Consider the following 17,757-nt stretch of genomic DNA (forward strand, 5'->3'; position numbering starts at 1 on the left):
GACCATAGAGACCATAGACATGCTCGGGGCAGTCGCCCCAGCGCCCACCACTTTGCAGCGCATGAACGATGCCAGAAAGCACCCGGCGGTCATCTACCCGCGGCATCCCGCGCGTGCCGGTTGGCAACAAGGGCGCAATCCGCGCCCACTGCGCATCCGAAAACCAGAAGAAATCCGCCATCGCCAACGCCTCCTCACAGAACGCATTGAATCACAATCACACCCAATCGGGAATCCCATTAATGGGTCCGGACCCTAGTCCGGCATGACGAGTAAACTTGGTCGACTGGCCTCAGTCCTTGTCGCCCTTGAGCGGGGCGACTGCCTCTCGGCCGAATTGCATGATCAGCTCGCCGATCTCGCGGGCATTGGCCATGCTGCGGCTGCCCTGCTCGCGCAGAAACTCGCCCTGGATCTTCATCACCTCCGACAGGTCCTTCGCAGCGGCGGCCGCGCGCATTGCCGCGAAGGCTTCGCGGGCGTTGATCTCGGCCTGTTCGATCATCTTGATCCCGACATCCGAACTGCCCTTGGCGAGTTTCGCGCCCGAAGCACGTATCGCTTCGCCGGCCTTTTTCACTGGATCGACGATGTCGTCGAACGTGTCTTTCACCTTGTCAGTCGTGGTCTTTTCCTTCGCCATCATCCGGTTCCTCTGCTGCGGCCGGCTTGCGCGCCGGCTTGTTGTGGTTCGATACACAACACAGCCGCGTTGTGCGTGCAACCGCGATCCGCTGTTCTTAACGCACCCTCAATCCGTGTCGGGTATCAGGGCAGAATGATGCTGCCGCGGCCACCGGCTTTCCCCCTGCCCCCTATCGCAGCCACGCTCGCCGTGGCGGCCCTCGCCTGGTGGATGATGGCGGGCGGGGTGAGCCTTGCAGGGCTGCTTCCGCTGGTGGGCACCGCCGCGCTCGCGCTCGCCATGAGGCATCTGCTGATCCAGCTTCACGCGTCCCAGCCCAATCATGCCGCTGCGCTCGTCTTCCTGCTGCCATGCGTGCTGCTCGGGCCCTATGACGCGATCTGGGCCGCCGCCTGTGTGATGGCGCTCACCGCCGCACTCGCCCGGCACCATGCCGCGATGTTCGTCTGGTTCGGCCTTGCTGTCGGCCTTGACCTGCAGGCGGCGTTCGTTGCCCCCTTCTTCCTGGCGCTCGCGATCAACCGGCGCCTGCCACTGCGACTATGGCCGATCGCGCCCGCCGTCGCCGCCGAGACGATGCTGGTCGGCTGGCATCCTTCGGACCTCGCGACCCTCTACCGAATGGGCATCGAACAGCCCCTGTCGTTCAACGCGCCGAACCTCTGGACGATCGCCCAGGCATTGCCGCTCGGACTGCCTTTGCTCGGCCTCGCCCTCGCCGCCGCGATCGGCGCGAGTGCCGCCTATGTCGCCAATTTTTCCGCCGCCCGGCTGAGCGACCGCACCTTGATGAACGCTACGCTACTGGCCTCGCTCGTCAGCGCCGGCTTGCTGCCGGGCATGCACGCCAACGCCTTTTTCCTCGCTGACATCCTCGCACTCGCGCTGGCCCTGGTGTGGCGTGACCGGGCAAGCTGGACGCTCGCGATCCTGGTTCAGGCGGGATCGGTCCTCGCCTGGCTCGGCGCGCTCAGCGGCGTGCCCGCGCTTGCGATGATGGGCGGCCTTGCGATGCTGCTCGCGACCTTGCGGCTTGCGCGCTCGCTGCTGAAGCCGGCGGCGAACGACAATCCCGTTCTGACAGGCGCGATCTTTCACTGAGGTGAGGGAAACCGTAACTTGTGCTAGTTAATGACCGAGTCGCGAACTGGGAGTGGGATTGATGGCGGTGTTTGGTGGTAGCAATAATCGTGGTGGACGCGATGGCGGCAGCAGCCTGCCCCCGGCGCCGCAGCCTCAGTCTCAGAACGGCAAGCGCGGAATGTTCTCCGTGCTCGGCGCCGATGTCGTCATCACCGGCAATATCGCCGCCACGGCTGATCTCCATATCGATGGCCGGGTGGACGGCGATGTCCATTGCGGCAGCCTGGTTCAGGGGACGGAGAGCCGTATCAACGGCGCGGTCAAGGCCGAGACGGCACGCCTCGCTGGCTCGATCGAGGGTTCGGTTTCAGTCCGGCAGCTGACGATCGAGCGCGCCGCGCGGATCACTGGCGATGTCGAATATGAGACGATCGCAATCGAGAATGGCGCGTCGATCGACGGCCGCCTGAAGCATGTCGCGGTCGATGCTGGCAGCCGCAGCTTCGAGCGGCCTGTACCGACCTCGGCGCCCGAGATCACCTTGGTGAGCTCGAGCGAGGCCGCCGCCTGATCGAACGCGTCTGATGCTTCCCCCGAGGAGGCAAATGAGCAAACCAAAGGGCGGCGCAGCAGCGCCGCCCTTTGCTTATGGGGCTGCTGCGATATTGCCCATCGCATCCTGATAGCGCGTTGAAGCGCTGGCCATATCGACGGCGAAACCGATCCACATCGCCGACAGGACCGCGCAGGACAGGACGTAGACCAGGAAGCGCAGCGGCACGCGCCGGATGACGATCTGCACCACGCTATGCCCCGCCCGGAGCAGCACATAGGCCCAGGCGAGCGCGACCTGGATATGGTTCGCCTGGTGCGTGATCAGCAGCAACGGCACCAGCGCGAAGAACAGCACCGGCATCTCGAACAGGTTGATCAGATTCGCGGCGGGCATCTCCACGGGCGCGAAATAGCGCCGGCCACTGTCCATCGACGCGAAATCCTCGGGCGTGGGTGGCGTGCGTTTCATCAGGATGAAGCGCTGCACATACATCACGAACCAGATGACATAGATCAGCACGACCAGTGCGAAGGTCGGCCACAGGATCCCAAACGGCATGAAACCTCTCCCCTTTTCGTGCGATCATGACGAATCAACGACGGAGAAGGAAGCGATGACTGACTTGACCCTCCCGCTCGACGGCAGCTGCCGATGCGGCAAGCTACGCATCCGCGTGACCAGGCCCGCCCTGCTCACCGGCGCCTGCCATTGCACCGGCTGCCAGAAAATGAGCGCGAGCGCTTTTTCCCTGACGATCACCGTGCCGGCCGATGGTTTCGAGCTGGTCGAGGGCGAGCCGGTGATCGGCGGGCTCCATGGTGACCAGTCACGCCATTATCATTGCGACTGGTGCAAGAGCTGGGTCTTCACCAGGGTCGAGCCTGATATTGGCTTCGTCAATGTCCGCGCGACGATGCTCGACGACCATGCCGGCTTTGAACCCTTCGTTGAATTCTGGACCAGCGAGAAGCTACCCTGGGCGACCACCCCGGCGAAACACAGCTTCGCGACCCAGCCCGACTCGATGGAGGCTTTCACGCCGCTGGTCGCTGAGTTCGCCGCGCTGCAGGGCTCAACCCAGACCTGAACGCTAAGCCGTGGCGACCCGCATCCCTGCCCTTTTCCGCGCCCAGGCGAGGACGCGCAGAATCGCGGCGAGAGCGATCAACGCCAGCGTCGGCACGGCCAGTGCCGGGTTGGTCGGAAGCCGGCCGAGGTAAGAGGACGTGAATATCCCGGCGATGACATAACCACCGGTCGCATGAAGCAGCCGCCAGCGGCGCGGGCCGAGCCTGCGGGCCGAGGCATCGTTCGATGTGACCGCCATCGCCAGCACGAACAGATAGCCGATCGAGCCGCCGATGACCGTTTTCGGACTTGTGGCATGATCGAAGACGAGGACCGCGATGAGCAGCGCCCCGAGATGGACAAAGTGCGAGGCAGCGAAGCCCAGCCCGACCGAACGCCGGCGACGAAGCAGAGCGGTGCGCCAGCCACCGGGCCAGAGCCGCGCCAATGCCGAGGCTGCCCAGGCAATGACGAACCACAGGAACGAGACCCGCGCGGTCAGCCGGGCTGCCGTGGCTGCACCGTCATAGGTCCATCCGCCATGCGTCAGAAAGGCGGCCGTCGCGATCGCCATTGCAAGCCCGGTCGCAGCGGCGATCGCGAGCGGTGGAGAGAAAGCGGGCCTTGTCATACCGTCAGTATGACAACATACCAGCGGTATGGAGTCAACCGGCAATCGTCAGAAACTGGTCGCGGCCGCACGCGCGCTGTTTGCGGAGCGGGGTTTCGCCGCTGTGTCAGTGGATGAAATCGCGGCCCGGGCGGCGCTCACCAAGGGCGCGGTCTATTATCAGTTCAAGGACAAGCGCGACCTGTTCCGCGCAGCATGCGGCGCAGTGATCGACGAGATCGCCGGGCGTGTGCTGACGGGCACGATGGGGCATGTCGACCATCATGTCGACGAACTGCTGACCGGCAGCGAAGTGCTGTTCGACGCCTATGGGGGGCGCGAGGCGCGGCAATTGCTGCTGATCGATGGCCCGGCGGTGCTCGACATGACCGAGTGGATCGCAATGCAGACCAGGCTCCGTGTCGAGCTTGGCGAGCACGCGCTCTATCATCTTGCCGATGCCGGGCTCGTCGATTCAGAGCAGGTGCCGGCGCTGGCGCATCTGTTGTCCGGTGCGTTTCGCCAGGGTGTGTTGCAGATCGCAGCCTCGGATGATCCGGTCGCCACCGGTGCCGCCGTCCGTGCCGCCTATCGCCGGCTGGCGCTTGGTCTGTTGACCCGGGTGGCGGACTAGAGGCTCAGGACTCGCCGGCCTCAACCTTCGCCACGATGTCGGTCATGCTGCCGACGACGAGCAGCGAGTCGCCGCCGATCAGGCCGACCTTGGTCTGCCCATTCTCGTCAGCGCGAAGATAGGCGATGTTCGCCGCCACCACCCAATAGTCGCCGCCGCGAGACTTCAGCTCAACAAATTTCATGACGATTCTCCTGAAGCCCAAAGCTGTACCCGGCAGAGGTTAACGGCGCGGCCGATTTGGCGCGGTTGGAGCAAATTCGCTCTTTCTCTACGCCCTCGCGCGCATAGTGCCCCGATCGCGCGGAAAACTGGGCTGGAGGGAATGATGCTCATCAAAGTCACGGCTGTCGTGTGGATGGCGCTGATGGCCATTTCCTGCCTGCTCGGGCTCGCGTCTCTTTTGTTCGGGTCGCGTGACCGGATCTGGAAAGGGCTTGGGCTTTGGGGCCTGGGGCTCGGCGCTGGTATTGCCGCGGTTCTCCTGTCCTTCCAGATCCTGGAGCTTCAGGGCCGGGAGAGAGCGGCACTCATTGCAGCTGGAGAACATGTGCCCGTGAACGATATGCCGGGCTTTGGACAGGCATTGCTGGCCGCTTTCGGGCTGATGTATTTTGCAGCGCTGCTGGCAATCATCGGCCTCATCTTCACGGTCAGCGTCGTGCGGCACCGGCTCGGGAAGCGCGCGAAGTAATCGAAGGTCGCGCCCGCTCACGCCCCGTAGGCTTCAGCCTGTTCGAATGCGCTGACCAGGTCGTGCCCTTGTAAAAAGGGCCGACCTGGTCAGGCGCAATTATAACGAGCAATGCCCGCCAGCCCGCCCGGAAAACGTGCGTTCTAGATGTGCAACGCCCGGCCATAAGCGCCGAGTACGCTCTCGTGCATCATCTCCGAGAGAGTCGGGTGCGCGAACACGGTTTCCATCAGCTCGGCCTCGGTCGTCTCGAGCTGACGCGCGATGACATAGCCCTGGATCAGCTCGGTCACCTCGGCGCCGACCATATGCGCACCGAGCAGCTCGCCGGTCTTGGCGTCGAACACCGTCTTCACAAAGCCTTCGGCCTCGCCGAGCGCGATTGCCTTGCCGTTGCCGATGAAGGGGAATTTGCCGACCTTCACCTCGTAACCCGCTTCCTTCGCCTTGGCCTCGGTTAGCCCGACCGACGCGACCTGGGGCCGCGAATAGGTGCAGCCCGGGATATTGGCCTTGTCCATCTGATGCGGGTGGCCGCCGGCCATCGCCTCAACCGCGATCACGCCCTCATGGCTTGCCTTGTGCGCGAGCCAGGGGGCACCGGTGACATCGCCGATCGCCCAGATGCCTTCGACATTGGTCTTGCAATAGCCGTCGGTCTTGATGTGGCCGCGGTCGGTCTCGACGCCGAGCTTCTCCAGCCCGATATCCTCGGTGTTCGGCACGATGCCGATCGCGACGATGGCGTGGCTGAACTCCTCGGACGTTACGGTGCCGTCTTTCCCCTTGATCTTGGCGGTCACACCATTGGCGCCCGGGGTCAGGCCCTCGATGCCGGCACCGGTCAGGATTCGGATCTTCTGTTTGATCAGCGCCTTTTCCATGAAGGCCGAGACTTCCTCATCCTCGACCGGGAGGACTCGGGGCAGCATTTCGACGATCGTCACCTCGGCGCCCATGTCCGAATAGAAGCTAGCGAACTCCACACCGATCGCGCCCGAGCCGATCACGAGCAGCTTGGTCGGCATTTCCTCGGGCACCATCGCGTGGCGATAGGTCCAGATGCGCTTGCCGTCGGCCTTGGCGAAGGGCAGGTCGCGGGCGCGGGCACCGGTCGCGACGATGATGTTCTTGGCCTCGAGCTCGGAGACCTTGTCGCCCTGCTTGACGGTCAGCTTGCCTTTCGCGGTGATCGTGCCGACGCCCTCGTACACCGTCACCTTGTTCTTCTTCATCAGGCCCTTCACGCCCATGTTGAGCTGGCCCGCGACCTTGCGCGAGCGCTCGACGATCTTGGTCAGATCGAAGCCCGGCTTCTCCACGGTCAGCCCGTAATCGGCGGCGTGGCTCATATAATGATAGATTTCCGAGGTGCGCAGCAGCGCCTTGGTCGGGATGCAGCCCCAGTTGAGGCAGATGCCGCCGAGCCGCTCGCGCTCGATGATCGCGGTCTTGAGGCCAAGCTGCGCCGCGCGGATCGCAGCGACATAACCGCCGGGGCCGGAGCCGAGGATGATGAGATCGAAACTGTCAGCCAAGATGAGAATCCTTCTTCTCCCTCTCCCTGTGCGGGGGAGGGGCGGGGGAAAGGGGCAGCGACGCGGTCGGCCCGACGCCGAGTGCGGTGTTATCGAACGCGACGAAGCTGCGATCGGTCATGCGGACATTCGCCCGCCGGATATCGAGCGGCCTTCAGTCATTGGCGCGTGACGGGCGCGGGTCCGCCTGCAGATCGGCGCGCGAGGCGAGGCGTAGCGGGCGTATCGCCATATATGCGACGATCAGCATCGCGACATAGGCAACCGTCCAGATCTCATTCCTGACATTCGGCACGGCCCAGGCGGCGAGCCAGGCAATCAGTGCCGCCCCGACCAGACCCGAGGCGAGATGGAGGAGTTCGACCAACAGATGCTTCACCGCGCCCTCACGCCACCATGCCGAGCGGGTTTTCGACCAGCGCCTTGAACGCCTGCATCAGCTGCGCGCCGTCAGCACCGTCGATCGCGCGGTGATCGAAGCTGCCGGTCGCTGACATGATCGTCGCGACGCCGAGCGCATCGTCAATCACCCAGGGGCGCTTCTCACCGGCACCGATCGCCATGATCATGCCTTGGGGCGGATTGATCACCGCCTCGAACTGCTTGATGCCGAACATGCCCATATTGGAGAGGCTTGCGGTGCCGCCCTGATATTCCTCGGGCTTCAGCTTGTTGTCGCGCGCGCGCGTCGCGAGATCCTTCATCTGCTCGGAGATCGCGGCGAGGCCCTTGGTATCGGCCTCGGCGATGATCGGCGTGATCAGGCCCGAAGGCGTGCTGACCGCGACCGAGATGTCGGCGCGGCTGAAGCTGATCAGCTGATCGGGCGTGAACATGACGTTGCACTTGGGCACCTGGATCAGGCTGACGCCGAGCGCCTTGATCAGCAGATCATTGACCGAGAGCTTCACGCCGCGCGGCGCCAGCGCTGCGTTGAAATCGGTGCGGAGCTTGAGCAGCTTGTCGAGCCGGATATCGACGGTGAGATAGATGTGCGGGACCGTCTGCTTCGATTCGGTGAGGCGGCGCGCGATCGTCTTGCGAATATTGCTGAGCTTTTCGGCGGTGTGCGGAATATCGGGAATTGCGACCGGCTTGGCCGCAGCCGCTGCGGCAGGTGCCGCGGCGGGCGACGTGGCGGCAGGAGCGGCGCTTGCCGGCGTCGCGGCAGGGGCGGCGCCCGGTTTGGCGCCTTCGACGTCGGCCTTGACGATCCGCCCGTTCGGGCCGGAACCCTCGAGCACTGACAGCTCAAGGCCCTTTTCGGCTGCGATCCGGCGAGCGAGCGGGCTTGCCTTGACGCGTTCGCCTGAAGCGGGGGCCGCCGGTGCTGCAACGGGCTTGGCGGCTGCGGGGGCCTCCTGCTTCGGCGCCTCGGCCTTTGGTTCTGCCTTGGGCGCTTCTGCGGCCTTGGGCGCGGATGGTGCCCCAGCACTTTCACCCTCCTCTAGCAGCACTGCGATAGTCGTGCCGACCTTCACGCCGTCGGTTCCCTCGGCGACGAGGATCTTGCCGATCACGCCTTCATCGACGGCTTCGAATTCCATCGTCGCCTTGTCGGTTTCGATTTCGGCCATCAGATCACCCGACTTGACGGTATCGCCTTCCTTCACGAGCCATTTGGCCAGCGTGCCCTCCTCCATCGTCGGCGACAGCGCAGGCATCTTGATCTCGATCGACATGAAGCGTCCTAACCCGAATCCGTAACGGCGAGTTTCCTTCGCGCCCGACGCACGTTCGGTCAAGACCGCGCTTGCGCGCGAAGGCGGTCAAGACCGCCCTTGCGCACGGAGGTGGTCAAGACCGCGCACTTGCGAAACAACGCGGCGCGCGCCAACTAGCGTAAAGGGGAGGCCAAAGGCCATGCGCATCTATCTGGTCGTGATCGACGAAAGCCCGGAGAGCGAAATCGCACTCCGCTTCGCGGCGCGGCGTGCGGTCAAGACGGGCGGAGGCGTTGAAATCCTCGCGCTGATGCCGCCGGCCGAGTTCGTCGCCTTTGGCGGCGTCCAGGCGACGATCGAGGAAGAGGCGCGCATCCATGCCGAGGCTCTCGTTGCCGGCGCGGCAGGCACCCTGCTCGAGGAATCTGGGCTGAGGCCATCGATCACCGTCCGCCAGGGCGACGGGCCGAAGATCATCCGCGAAGTCATCGCGGACAATCCGTCCATCGCGGCGCTCGTCCTCGCCGCCGCCGCGAGTGGCGTGCCGGGCCCGCTGGTCAGCTATTTCGCGGGAGCCGATGCCGGCGTGCTGCCGATTCCCCTGATGATCATCCCGGGTTCGCTCGATCGCGAAGCGATCGACCGTTTGAGTTAGCCTAACCACCACCGTCATGCCGGACTTGCTCCGGCATCCACCTTTCCGCCAGAGTTTCACGCGTTGTCTACGCGGGACTGTGCACCCCGGAACAAGTTCGGGGTGACGGCGAGGGGTTGAAGTGGGCGGCGCTCACCTGCACCATCCGGCAATGCGTATCCTCCCCCTCGCCGCCCTGCTCATCGCCACCCCTGCCGCCGCCAAGGACGCGCCCGACCCAGCTCGACTGAAAGCCACGGTCGAGAAGCTCGTCAGCTTCGGCACACGGCACAGCCTCTCCTCGCCCGACGATCCGAATCGCGGCATCGGCGCAGCACGGAGTTGGGTGGCGGGCGAGTTGACGCGGATTTCGGATGCGTGCGGCGGCTGCATCACCAGCGCGAATATCGCGCGCACCTTCATCGGGAAGCGCGCGCCGGACGGCGTCGAGATCGTCGATGTGCTTGGCTTTCAGGAGGGCACCGAGCCACGCCGTGTGATCATCATCGGCGCACATATCGACAGCCGCGTTACCGACGTGATGAACGCGACCAGCGACGCCCCCGGCGCGAATGACGACGGATCGGGCGTGGCGCTGGTGCTCGAGGCGGCGCGGGTCCTGTCGAAGGAGAAGTTCCGCGCCACCATCGTCTATGCTGTCTTCTCGGGCGAGGAGCAGGGACTGTATGGCGGCACCCTGCTCGCCGAGACAGCGAAGCAGAAGAACTGGACTGTCTCGGCGATGCTCAACAACGACATTGTCGGCAATACGATCGGCCAGAACGGCGTGCGCGTCGCCGATCATGTCCGCGTGTTTTCGGAAGGGATCCGCGCCTCAGAAGACCTGAAAGCGGTGCAGGCGCGCGGGCAGAATGGCGGCGAGGATGACGGCCCCTCGCGCGCGCTCGCCAAGGCAGTCGACGGGATCGCGCGGACGATCCCCGGGGGGCTCGACGTAATGGTCGAGCGGCGGCCGGACCGGCTCGGTCGCGGTGGGGATCACAAGCCGTTTCTCGATCTCGGCTATCCGGCGATACGCTTCACCGTGGCCACCGAGAACTGGAACGCGCAGCACCAGGATATCCGCACCGAGAATGGGATCGCCTATGGCGACACGGTCGACAAGATGGACTTTGCCTATCTGGCCAAGGTGAGCGCGATCAATATCGCGACGATCCGCCGCCTCGCCGCAGCGCCGGCGGCGCCAGACAGCGTCACCATCGCCGGCGCGCTGGGCTATGACACGACGGTGAAATGGCATGCGGTCGAGGGTGCCACCGGCTACCGCATCCACTGGCGGCGCAACGATGCGCAGGACTGGCAGAAATCGATCGATCTGCCCGCGACAGCGCAGACGAATGTGCTGAAGAACGTACCGGTCGACGACAATTTCATCGGCGTCTCGGCACTTGGGCCGGACGGCGCGGAGAGCATCGTCACCTTCGCCGCACCTGAATGAGTATCCCGGGCTGAGACTCAGAGGAGGGCAGGTCCCCCCGGGCCCGCCCTCACTCTTCCCGTTCGCGACACGGGCTCATCCTCCCCCGCCGGGGAGGTATTCAGATCAGCGGCAGCAACCGCACGAGCAGGCGCGCGGCTTCGGATGCCATTTCCGCTTCACCGCGCGGTAGGTGCGGCGAACGGGCGCATAGGTGGTCTCGATATATTCAGTGGTGGTGGTCGTGACGACCGGCGCCGACTGGATCGTGACCGTGGTTGTCGTCACCGGCGGATACCAATAGCCGCCACTGATATAGCCGCCCGAGCTCGCATAACCGGAGCTCGAATAGTTGGTGCTGTAGCCGCCCTGCATCACTGGCGGAGGAGGCGGCGGCGGCGCATAAGCGGGCGGTGCCGGATAAGGTGCGGGCTGGTTCGACCACCCGCCCGGCCCCGGCTGCGGATAAGGAGCGCCATAGCCCCCGCCGCCACCCTGCGCCTCGGCATAGCCATAGCCGGCGCTGGCAGAACCACCGCCGCCATAGCCATAGCCATAGTCATCGGCGCTGTCATAATTGTCCCAGTCGATGCCGCTGACGGAATCATAGACGCGGCCATTCTGGTCCATCAGCACCGCATCGTCGTAATAGCGCGACCAGCTATAACCCTGTGGCGGCGTGGAGAGGCCGTAAGTGCCATAGTCGTTGATGAAGAAGCTGGGCGAAATCCAGTAATGCGGCATGATCCAGCCGCGGCTCGGGCGCCGATAGGCATGCCATCCGCCCGGCGCGTTGGCGCCACCCTGCCAATGGCCGCCAACGCTGCCGCCCCAGCGCGAATGACTTGGGCCGGTTGGCCGGGGGCCGGAATTATAGCCACCGCCGGTCCGCTGCTGATGGGACTGAACGCCATTCGGCAACTGGCCCTGCCCTCCGCTCCAGCCGCCGCCCATCCGCGGCTGACCGGGATCGATACGGTTGGGATAATTGGGGGCGGTCGGCGCGGGCGGCATGACGTGCCCATTCTGCCAGACCTGTCCATTGGACAATCTGTGCTGCGCTCCCGTCGGAGTCGCGGCGATCGCGGTAACCATTACAAAGCCAGCGATCGCTAGGGTCCGCATGGTAAACTCCTCCTGCAAGGGCCCGGATCGGCCCGATGATTAAGAGTTCAGTTACCAAATTCCCCCGCTTTTCGCGAGTCTTGGTGTGTCCCGAAACGGATCAGCCGGCGATGCGGGGCGCCAGCAGGCGCACCAGCGCCTCGCATCCAGCGGCATCGTCCGCATCGAACCGGGCCGGGCTCGGGCTGTCGAGATCGAGCACGCCGATCAGGGCGTCATCATGGATGATCGGAACCACCAGCTCGGAGCGGCTCGCGGCATCACAGGCGATATGGCCGGGAAAGGCATGGACGTCCTCGACCAGCTGGGTCTCGCGGGTCGCCGCCGCTGCGCCGCAGACCCCTGCGCCGATTGCTATGCGAATGCAGGCGGGCTTTCCCTGGAACGGGCCAAGCACAAGCTCACCCTCGACCAGCCGGTAAAAGCCCGACCAGTTGAGATCGGGAAGATATTGCCAGATCAGTGCCGCTGCGTTCGCCATATTGGCGATCGTGTCGGGCTCGTCCGCAGTCAGCGCATCGAGCGCTGCGTGGAGGTCATGATAGAGCTCGGCCTTGGAGCTGGCCGATACCGCGAATTCGTACACTGTCTTCTCCGCTACCGTCACCCCGGACTTGTTCCGGGGTCCATCGTGCCGCAAGCAATCACGCCTGCAGCATGTGCGGAACGATGGATGCCGGAACAAGTCCGGCATGACGGATAAATTGGGTCCGAGTCAAAAGACCCCAGTCACACCCAAGCCAACACGTTGCACTTCGCATCCCACGCCGTAGGAAGAGGCATGCCGCGCCTGCCCGTCACCCGCTCCATCGCCATCGACAGCGAGGAAATCGAGGAGAGCTTCACCCGCTCTTCAGGCCCTGGCGGGCAATCCGTCAATACGACCGATTCAGCGGTGTTGCTCCGCTTCGATGTGCGCAATTCGCCCAATCTGCCGGAGGCGGTCAAGGCGCGGCTCGAAATGCTCGCCGGCAGCCGGCTGACGCGCGAAGGCGTGCTGGTGCTGAAGAGCGAGGGCGCACGGTCGCAGCTGCTCAACCGGCAGGAGATCCGCGAGCGGCTGTTCGAGCTGATCCGTGAGGCAACGATCGTGCCGAAGAAAAGGCGACCGACCAAGCCTTCCAAGGCCGCCAAGGCGCGGCGGATGGAGGGCAAGGCCAAGCGCTCGACGGTCAAGAGCCTGAGAGGTAAGCCGGTCGATTGAGCCACAGACTCATAAATGGAACGGCTGAAAGTGGTGCGAAGCAGTCATTAGCCTTTTCCTCGTAGTATCGGAAAATGAGCAACGGTATGGCCATCGTCGGAGCGTTCGCGGGCGCCATAATGGCGCTCTATGGGCTGTGGCGTATTCTCAAAGCGGCGCGGCGAGGTGAAACCGTTCTTCGTGGCCATAAGGTTTACCGCAATGTAAACTCAACAGATTTTTGGATGACGACTCTTGGTGACGTTGCCTTTCTTGGGGTCGGCGTAGCACTCACCATCGATCGTCTCGGCAGGCTGCTGTAAATTCACTGCGGCATCAATCGCTGGCCGGCAACCACACGACATCGAGGTCCAATTGTGGGGCGCTAGCCGCCCTCCCGTTTGGGTTTACGACTTGGGGCCTTGGCCGCGAATCGAAAGCGTCGCGCCTCCCTATTCGCTTCGATTCAAACGCATCGCCTGATCGGTCATGACACGGGCATGGGGCGGTTCAGTTGCCCGAAAGCTCTTTGATATTGTCAGTCTCACGATGCTCTCCGCTGCGATACGGCGGCGGTCCGCGCGCGCAATTTCCCTGTTATTCCCTGTTAATTCCCTGTTCCGGGCCGAGCGGATCACCGAGGAATCTTGTAAACTATTGTAAAATATTACAAATCTAGAGAATTCGACTTGGCGCGGCGTCGAAAAAAAGAAAAAATTCCCTGTTCCTGGCGATTAACAGGGAAATTTGCGGCGCCGCGGACGTGCGACCAGGCTTGGGGTTAGCGGCGGGCCGGTGAGCCTTCTGCTACCGCGATCAGCTCACGCCTCGCCGAAGCCCGCCTTCAGGAAGCGCTCGGGCAAGGGTGCCTCAGCAATGATCGGTTCTTTGCCGTCGCGCGGCACTTTCAGCGAAGCGGCGTGGAGCAGGGTTTCCTTACCGCCCTTGCCATAGATCGGGTCGCCGACCACCGGCGCACCGAGGGCTTCGGCGGCGTGGACGCGGATCTGGTGGGTGCGGCCGGTTTCCGGCCTGAATTCGACAAAGGCGCGGCCGTCCTTCACCGCCAGCACGCGCCAGGCGGTGCGTGAGGGCTTGCCCTTGGGGTCGCCGTGCATCCGCCAGCCTTGCTCGGCGCTGCTGATCTTGGCCAGCGCAAGATCGATCAGGCCGCTTTCGCCCTCGGGTACGCCGTCCAGCACGGCGAGGTAGCGCTTCTCGACAATCCCGGCCTCGAACGCCTGCTGGAAGCGGGCATGCGCCTTGGGATTGCGCGAGAGGAGCAGGCAGCCCGAGGTATCGCGATCGAGCCGGTGCACTGCCTGGGGCCAGCGCTTGAAGCCGAAGGTGAGGCCCTCGAGATGGTTTTCGAGGCTGAGCGAGCCGTCGCGCGGGCGATCGACCGGAAGGCCGGCTGGCTTGTCGATGACGATTGCCTCGCCATCGAAGAACAGGACTTTATTTGCGAGCATTTCCCGCCCTTGCCACTCCGCGGCCGCGCATGCCAGAGCTAGGGCCGGTGAAGAGCAACACAAAGCGCACGATCGGGATCGTTATGGCGGGGCTCTGCCTCGTGTCGACGAGCGCTGGCGCCGCGCATCGGCGTTCACACTTCGCAAGAGCGGTTCACGCGGCTCCGCCCGCACCGGTCGGCATTCCCGATGCCGATGGCCGCCTGTTCGGGCATCTGCCTTATGACGAAGCGCCGCCCGCCGATCTCGAAACCGTGATGCGAGGCTTCGGGCTCAACGCGCCGTGCCTGATGCAGCATGATGCAGCAGCCGATCTCGTCCATCTGCTCAACGGCGCGAATGCAACGCCGGGTATCGCTGGAAAGCTCAGGGCGGTTTCCTGCTATCGGACCGCAGCCCATCAGCGCGCGGTGTTCTGCCATGCAGGCCGGGCCGGCAACGCCTGCCGCGATGCGGCGCTGCGTGCCCATTCAGTCGGGCCACCGGGTTTCAGCGAACATTCGACTGGCTACGCGATCGATTTTACCGTCCGGCCCGCACGGACCTGCAGGGATGTCGATCCCTGTATCGCCCAGACAGAGGCGGGGAAATGGCTTTTGGCCCATGCGCCGGATTATGGCTTCGAGCTGTCCTTCCCCGAAGCCAATGCGCAGGGCGTGACCTGGGAGCCATGGCATTGGCGCTGGGTCGGCACGTCGATCGAAAAGCCGGGGGCGGCACGGGCGCGACTGGTGTTCGCGCGGGCCCGGGCTCAGTTTCCCGCGAGCCCGGTGATTGACGGGCAACCGTCCCGGGCAGCCCAGGCGACGGTGTTTCCACCCTCGATCCTGCTGCTGCCCGGGCGTTATTGACCCGCCTCAGGCGGCGAGCTTGCCTGCAACTTCGGCGATGCGGCGGCCCTGATAGCGAGCACCGTCAAGCTCAAGGCCGCTCGGCTGGCGGCTGCCATCGCCATCGGCGATCGTCGTCGCGCCATAAGGCGAGTTGCCGTGCACTTCCTTGACGCCCATCTGGCCGGCAAAGCCGTAATCGAGGCCGACGATGGTCAGGCCGAAATGCAGCAGATTGGTGATGATCGAGAAGAGCGTCGTCTCCTGGCCACCATGCTGGCTCGCGGTCGAGGTGAAGGCGCCGCCGACCTTGCCGTTCAGCGCACCGCTGAACCACAGGCCGCCCGCCTGATCGAGGAAGCTCGCCATCTGGCTCGGCATGCGGCCGAAGCGGGTCGGCGCGCCGATGATGATCGCGTCGTAATTGGCGAGCTCGGCCACGCCTCCAATCGTCGGATGGGCGGTGTCGATCTTGAAGCCCGCCGCGATGGCGACCTCGGCCGGCGCGGTTTCAGGCACGCGGCGGATATCGACCTCGGCGCCAGCCGACCGCGCGCCTTCGGCGACTGCATCGGCCATTTGCTCGAGATGGCCATAGGAGGAGTAATAAAGGACGAGGACTTTTGGCATGGGATGTTCCTTCTAAAATCCCCCTCCCGCAAGCGGGAGGGGGGAAGAGCCGAGGGCTAGTCGTTATTCCGAATCGACCAGCACCAGCTCGGCGTCTTCGATCGCCTTGATGGTGACCGTCTGGCCGCCGTCGATCGCGGCACCGTCACGGGCGTTGAACGACTTGCCGTCGATCTCGATCGCACCCGTCGCCGGCACGAGATAGGCATGACGCCCCTCGCCCACCTCATGGGTGATCGATTCGCCCGCTTTCACCGTCGCGCCCAGCACCCGAGCGTCGGCGCGGATCGGGAGAGCCTCGGTATCTTCGGCGAACCCGCTGGCGAGCACAGCGAACTTGCCGGTGCGGTCACTCTTCGGAAAGGGCTTGGCGCCCCATGATGGCGAACCCCCAGTGCGCTTCGGCTCGATCCAGATCTGGAAGAGCGTCGTCGTCTCGGGCTCGAGATTATATTCGGCATGGCGAACGCCAGTGCCTGCGCTCATCACCTGGACGTCGCCCGCTCCGGTGCGGCCTTCATTGCCCATCGAATCCTTATGGGTGATCGCCCCTTTGCGGACATAGGTGATGATCTCCATGTCGCGGTGAGGATGCGCCGGAAAGCCGGAGTTCGGGCCGATCTCGTCATCGTTCCAGACGCGGATCGCACCCCAGCCCATGCGGCTCGGATCATAATAATTGGCGAAGCTGAAATGGTGGCGTGCATTGAGCCAGCCATGATCGACATGGCCCAGGCTTTCGAACGATCTTTTCTCGATCATCATGTGTCTCCCCAATGGGTAGAAGATTGCGTTGGAGCCAAGATAGGGACTGGGATCACGACGTAAATGGAAACACTGGAAACCGATCGTTTCCACTGCTAATTCCTCCCCGGAACGGGGAGGAACGAAGAATGCGGCTGCCGGATCTCGAAGCCTGGGCGATCTTCGCCTCTGTCGTTGAGCATCGCTCGTTCAGCGGGGCGGCCGATGCGATCGGCGTGTCCAAGGCGACCGTCTCCAAGGCAGTGACCCGGCTCGAGGCGCATCTCGGCCAGTCGCTGTTCCACCGCACCTCGCGCCGCCTGACCCTGACCGAGAGCGGCAAGAGGCTGTCCGAACATGCCGCGCGCATCCTCGCCGAGGCCCAGTCAGCCGAAGAAGCCGCGCATGATGCAGCAACCGCGCCCACCGGGCTGATCCGGGTCACCGCGCCGATGACGCTCGGCCTCGTCAGCGTGACGCCCGCTCTGGCCGAATTCCTGGCCGCTCATCCGGGGATCGAGATCGACCTCCATCTCTCCGACGCCAAGGTCGATATCGTCGCCGAGGGCATCGATGTGGCGCTGCGCATCGCCGACTTGCCCGACAGTTCGCTGCGCGCGCGCCGGCTCGGGCCGATCGCGACGTATATCGTCGCGGCGCCCGGCTATCTCGAGAAGCACGGCCGGCCGACCCACCCTGCCCAGCTCGGCGAACATGCCTGTCTCGGTTACACCAATGTCACCGGCCCGTGGCGCTTCCTTGGGCCGGGCGGTGCCGAGGTCGCCGTCCGCCCCGCCGGACCGCTCCGCTCGAACAGCGGCGACGCGCTGTTGCCGGCATTGCGGGCCGGGCTCGGTATTGGCGTATTGCCCGATTTCATCGTCGGCGGCGATCTCGCCAGCGGTGCGCTCGAGGCGATCCTGACTGACTGGCATCTCCCCCCGATTGCGCTCCACCTGCTCACCCCGCCGGGCAATCTGCGGCCGGCACGGGTCGAGGCGCTGATCGCATTTTTGACTGAGCGATTCCGGAGCCTGTGCGCAGCCGGAGAAGCCCGGAACCGAGCGCCAGCACCCTCGTTAACCTGATCCTACGTAAAATCCCTGATCAGGAAATTCCCCGCGACTCGCGGAGTCAGGCCGGTTAGTGAAGAATTAACCTTTTGCGTTCATCCCTGATCAGGTTAATAACTTGTGCAGGGTGCATCG

24 protein-coding genes are annotated in these 17,757 nt (G+C 64.3%); 11 read left to right on the plus strand and 13 right to left on the minus strand.

Going from position 1 to position 17,757, the window contains the following annotated elements; all coding sequences use genetic code 11:
* Together AC1DVS_RS23455 and phaP are read right to left on the minus strand one after the other, a co-directional pair.
* A partial coding sequence (locus AC1DVS_RS23455; RefSeq protein ID WP_478026876.1) for a transposase occupies window positions 1-181 on the minus strand: 181 nt, incomplete at its 3' end.
* A gap of 111 nt (window positions 182-292) precedes the next feature.
* Entirely contained in the window at window positions 293-643 is a 351-nt protein-coding gene (gene phaP / locus AC1DVS_RS23460) for a TIGR01841 family phasin (protein WP_478026878.1), read from the minus strand.
* Window positions 644-778: 135 nt separating this feature from the next.
* Here phaP and AC1DVS_RS23465 point away from each other — a divergent pair, with 135 nt between their 5' ends.
* Window positions 779-1,747 (plus strand): hypothetical protein, encoded by a 969-nt coding sequence (locus tag AC1DVS_RS23465; protein ID WP_478026879.1) that lies wholly within the window; start codon window positions 779-781, stop codon window positions 1,745-1,747.
* Between the two features lie 61 nt (window positions 1,748-1,808).
* Window positions 1,809-2,300 (plus strand): bactofilin family protein, encoded by a 492-nt coding sequence (locus AC1DVS_RS23470; protein ID WP_478026881.1) that lies wholly within the window; start codon window positions 1,809-1,811, stop codon window positions 2,298-2,300.
* Between the two features lie 75 nt (window positions 2,301-2,375).
* Here the strand turns inward: AC1DVS_RS23470 and AC1DVS_RS23475 are convergent, their stop codons facing one another.
* Window positions 2,376-2,843 (minus strand): MAPEG family protein, encoded by a 468-nt coding sequence (locus AC1DVS_RS23475; RefSeq protein WP_478026883.1) that lies wholly within the window; start codon window positions 2,841-2,843, stop codon window positions 2,376-2,378.
* A 55-nt stretch (window positions 2,844-2,898) separates the two neighbouring features.
* Between AC1DVS_RS23475 and AC1DVS_RS23480 the strand changes: the two genes are divergently transcribed.
* Window positions 2,899-3,372 (plus strand): GFA family protein, encoded by a 474-nt coding sequence (locus AC1DVS_RS23480; protein ID WP_478026885.1) that lies wholly within the window; start codon window positions 2,899-2,901, stop codon window positions 3,370-3,372.
* A 3-nt stretch (window positions 3,373-3,375) separates the two neighbouring features.
* Here AC1DVS_RS23480 and AC1DVS_RS23485 read toward each other — a convergent pair whose 3' ends face one another.
* The gene (locus AC1DVS_RS23485; protein ID WP_478026887.1) at window positions 3,376-3,984 is read right to left on the minus strand and encodes a hypothetical protein; all 609 of its coding nucleotides are present in this window, start codon (window positions 3,982-3,984) and stop codon (window positions 3,376-3,378) included.
* 28 nt (window positions 3,985-4,012) lie between these two features.
* Between AC1DVS_RS23485 and AC1DVS_RS23490 the strand changes: the two genes are divergently transcribed.
* Window positions 4,013-4,597, plus strand: a complete 585-nt coding sequence (locus tag AC1DVS_RS23490; RefSeq protein ID WP_478026889.1) for a TetR/AcrR family transcriptional regulator — start codon at window positions 4,013-4,015, stop codon at window positions 4,595-4,597.
* Window positions 4,598-4,601: 4 nt separating this feature from the next.
* Here AC1DVS_RS23490 and AC1DVS_RS23495 read toward each other — a convergent pair whose 3' ends face one another.
* Window positions 4,602-4,781: a hypothetical protein gene (locus AC1DVS_RS23495; RefSeq protein WP_478026891.1), complete on the minus strand. Its 180-nt coding sequence runs from the start codon at window positions 4,779-4,781 to the stop codon at window positions 4,602-4,604.
* A gap of 144 nt (window positions 4,782-4,925) precedes the next feature.
* On the opposite strand from AC1DVS_RS23495, the gene AC1DVS_RS23500 reads away from it, so the two are divergent.
* Entirely contained in the window at window positions 4,926-5,291 is a 366-nt protein-coding gene (locus AC1DVS_RS23500) for a hypothetical protein (protein ID WP_478026893.1), read from the plus strand.
* Between the two features lie 143 nt (window positions 5,292-5,434).
* Here AC1DVS_RS23500 and lpdA read toward each other — a convergent pair whose 3' ends face one another.
* The 3 genes from lpdA to AC1DVS_RS23515 all read right to left on the minus strand — a co-directional run bounded on the left by lpdA (window position 5,435) and on the right by AC1DVS_RS23515 (window position 8,511).
* On the minus strand, window positions 5,435-6,829 hold the full coding sequence (gene lpdA / locus AC1DVS_RS23505; RefSeq protein ID WP_478026895.1) for a dihydrolipoyl dehydrogenase: 1,395 nt from the start codon (window positions 6,827-6,829) through the stop codon (window positions 5,435-5,437).
* 154 nt (window positions 6,830-6,983) lie between these two features.
* Window positions 6,984-7,208 carry a hypothetical protein gene (locus AC1DVS_RS23510; RefSeq protein WP_478026897.1) on the minus strand — a complete coding sequence of 75 codons (225 nt, stop codon included), beginning with the start codon at window positions 7,206-7,208 and terminating at the stop codon, window positions 6,984-6,986.
* Window positions 7,209-7,215: 7 nt separating this feature from the next.
* Window positions 7,216-8,511 carry a pyruvate dehydrogenase complex dihydrolipoamide acetyltransferase gene (locus AC1DVS_RS23515; RefSeq protein WP_478026898.1) on the minus strand — a complete coding sequence of 432 codons (1,296 nt, stop codon included), beginning with the start codon at window positions 8,509-8,511 and terminating at the stop codon, window positions 7,216-7,218.
* A 181-nt stretch (window positions 8,512-8,692) separates the two neighbouring features.
* Here AC1DVS_RS23515 and AC1DVS_RS23520 point away from each other — a divergent pair, with 181 nt between their 5' ends.
* Together AC1DVS_RS23520 and AC1DVS_RS23525 are read left to right on the plus strand one after the other, a co-directional pair.
* The gene (locus AC1DVS_RS23520; RefSeq protein ID WP_478026900.1) at window positions 8,693-9,148 is read left to right on the plus strand and encodes a universal stress protein; all 456 of its coding nucleotides are present in this window, start codon (window positions 8,693-8,695) and stop codon (window positions 9,146-9,148) included.
* A gap of 151 nt (window positions 9,149-9,299) precedes the next feature.
* Entirely contained in the window at window positions 9,300-10,586 is a 1,287-nt protein-coding gene (locus tag AC1DVS_RS23525; RefSeq protein WP_478026902.1) for a M20/M25/M40 family metallo-hydrolase, read from the plus strand.
* Window positions 10,587-10,691: 105 nt separating this feature from the next.
* Here AC1DVS_RS23525 and AC1DVS_RS23530 read toward each other — a convergent pair whose 3' ends face one another.
* Both AC1DVS_RS23530 and AC1DVS_RS23535 read right to left on the minus strand, forming a co-directional pair.
* Window positions 10,692-11,690 carry an RcnB family protein gene (locus AC1DVS_RS23530; protein WP_478026904.1) on the minus strand — a complete coding sequence of 333 codons (999 nt, stop codon included), beginning with the start codon at window positions 11,688-11,690 and terminating at the stop codon, window positions 10,692-10,694.
* 100 nt (window positions 11,691-11,790) lie between these two features.
* Entirely contained in the window at window positions 11,791-12,297 is a 507-nt protein-coding gene (locus AC1DVS_RS23535) for a GAF domain-containing protein (protein WP_478026906.1), read from the minus strand.
* 174 nt (window positions 12,298-12,471) lie between these two features.
* On the opposite strand from AC1DVS_RS23535, the gene arfB reads away from it, so the two are divergent.
* Window positions 12,472-12,894 carry an alternative ribosome rescue aminoacyl-tRNA hydrolase ArfB gene (arfB, locus tag AC1DVS_RS23540; protein WP_478026908.1) on the plus strand — a complete coding sequence of 141 codons (423 nt, stop codon included), beginning with the start codon at window positions 12,472-12,474 and terminating at the stop codon, window positions 12,892-12,894.
* Window positions 12,895-12,980: 86 nt separating this feature from the next.
* The gene (locus AC1DVS_RS23545; protein ID WP_478026910.1) at window positions 12,981-13,196 is read left to right on the plus strand and encodes a hypothetical protein; all 216 of its coding nucleotides are present in this window, start codon (window positions 12,981-12,983) and stop codon (window positions 13,194-13,196) included.
* A 498-nt stretch (window positions 13,197-13,694) separates the two neighbouring features.
* Here AC1DVS_RS23545 and AC1DVS_RS23550 read toward each other — a convergent pair whose 3' ends face one another.
* On the minus strand, window positions 13,695-14,345 hold the full coding sequence (locus AC1DVS_RS23550; protein WP_478026912.1) for an RluA family pseudouridine synthase: 651 nt from the start codon (window positions 14,343-14,345) through the stop codon (window positions 13,695-13,697).
* 47 nt (window positions 14,346-14,392) lie between these two features.
* On the opposite strand from AC1DVS_RS23550, the gene AC1DVS_RS23555 reads away from it, so the two are divergent.
* Window positions 14,393-15,196 (plus strand): M15 family metallopeptidase, encoded by an 804-nt coding sequence (locus AC1DVS_RS23555; RefSeq protein ID WP_478026913.1) that lies wholly within the window; start codon window positions 14,393-14,395, stop codon window positions 15,194-15,196.
* Between the two features lie 6 nt (window positions 15,197-15,202).
* Here the strand turns inward: AC1DVS_RS23555 and wrbA are convergent, their stop codons facing one another.
* Window positions 15,203-15,805 carry an NAD(P)H:quinone oxidoreductase gene (gene wrbA / locus AC1DVS_RS23560; protein WP_478026915.1) on the minus strand — a complete coding sequence of 201 codons (603 nt, stop codon included), beginning with the start codon at window positions 15,803-15,805 and terminating at the stop codon, window positions 15,203-15,205.
* A 63-nt stretch (window positions 15,806-15,868) separates the two neighbouring features.
* Window positions 15,869-16,567, minus strand: coding sequence for a pirin family protein (locus AC1DVS_RS23565; RefSeq protein ID WP_478026916.1), 699 nt, complete (start codon window positions 16,565-16,567; stop codon window positions 15,869-15,871).
* A 131-nt stretch (window positions 16,568-16,698) separates the two neighbouring features.
* Between AC1DVS_RS23565 and AC1DVS_RS23570 the strand changes: the two genes are divergently transcribed.
* Window positions 16,699-17,637 carry a LysR family transcriptional regulator gene (locus AC1DVS_RS23570; RefSeq protein WP_478026918.1) on the plus strand — a complete coding sequence of 313 codons (939 nt, stop codon included), beginning with the start codon at window positions 16,699-16,701 and terminating at the stop codon, window positions 17,635-17,637.
* The last annotated feature ends 120 nt before the right edge of the window (window positions 17,638-17,757 follow it).

The organism is Sphingomonas sp. P3_C5, from assembly GCF_056402635.1.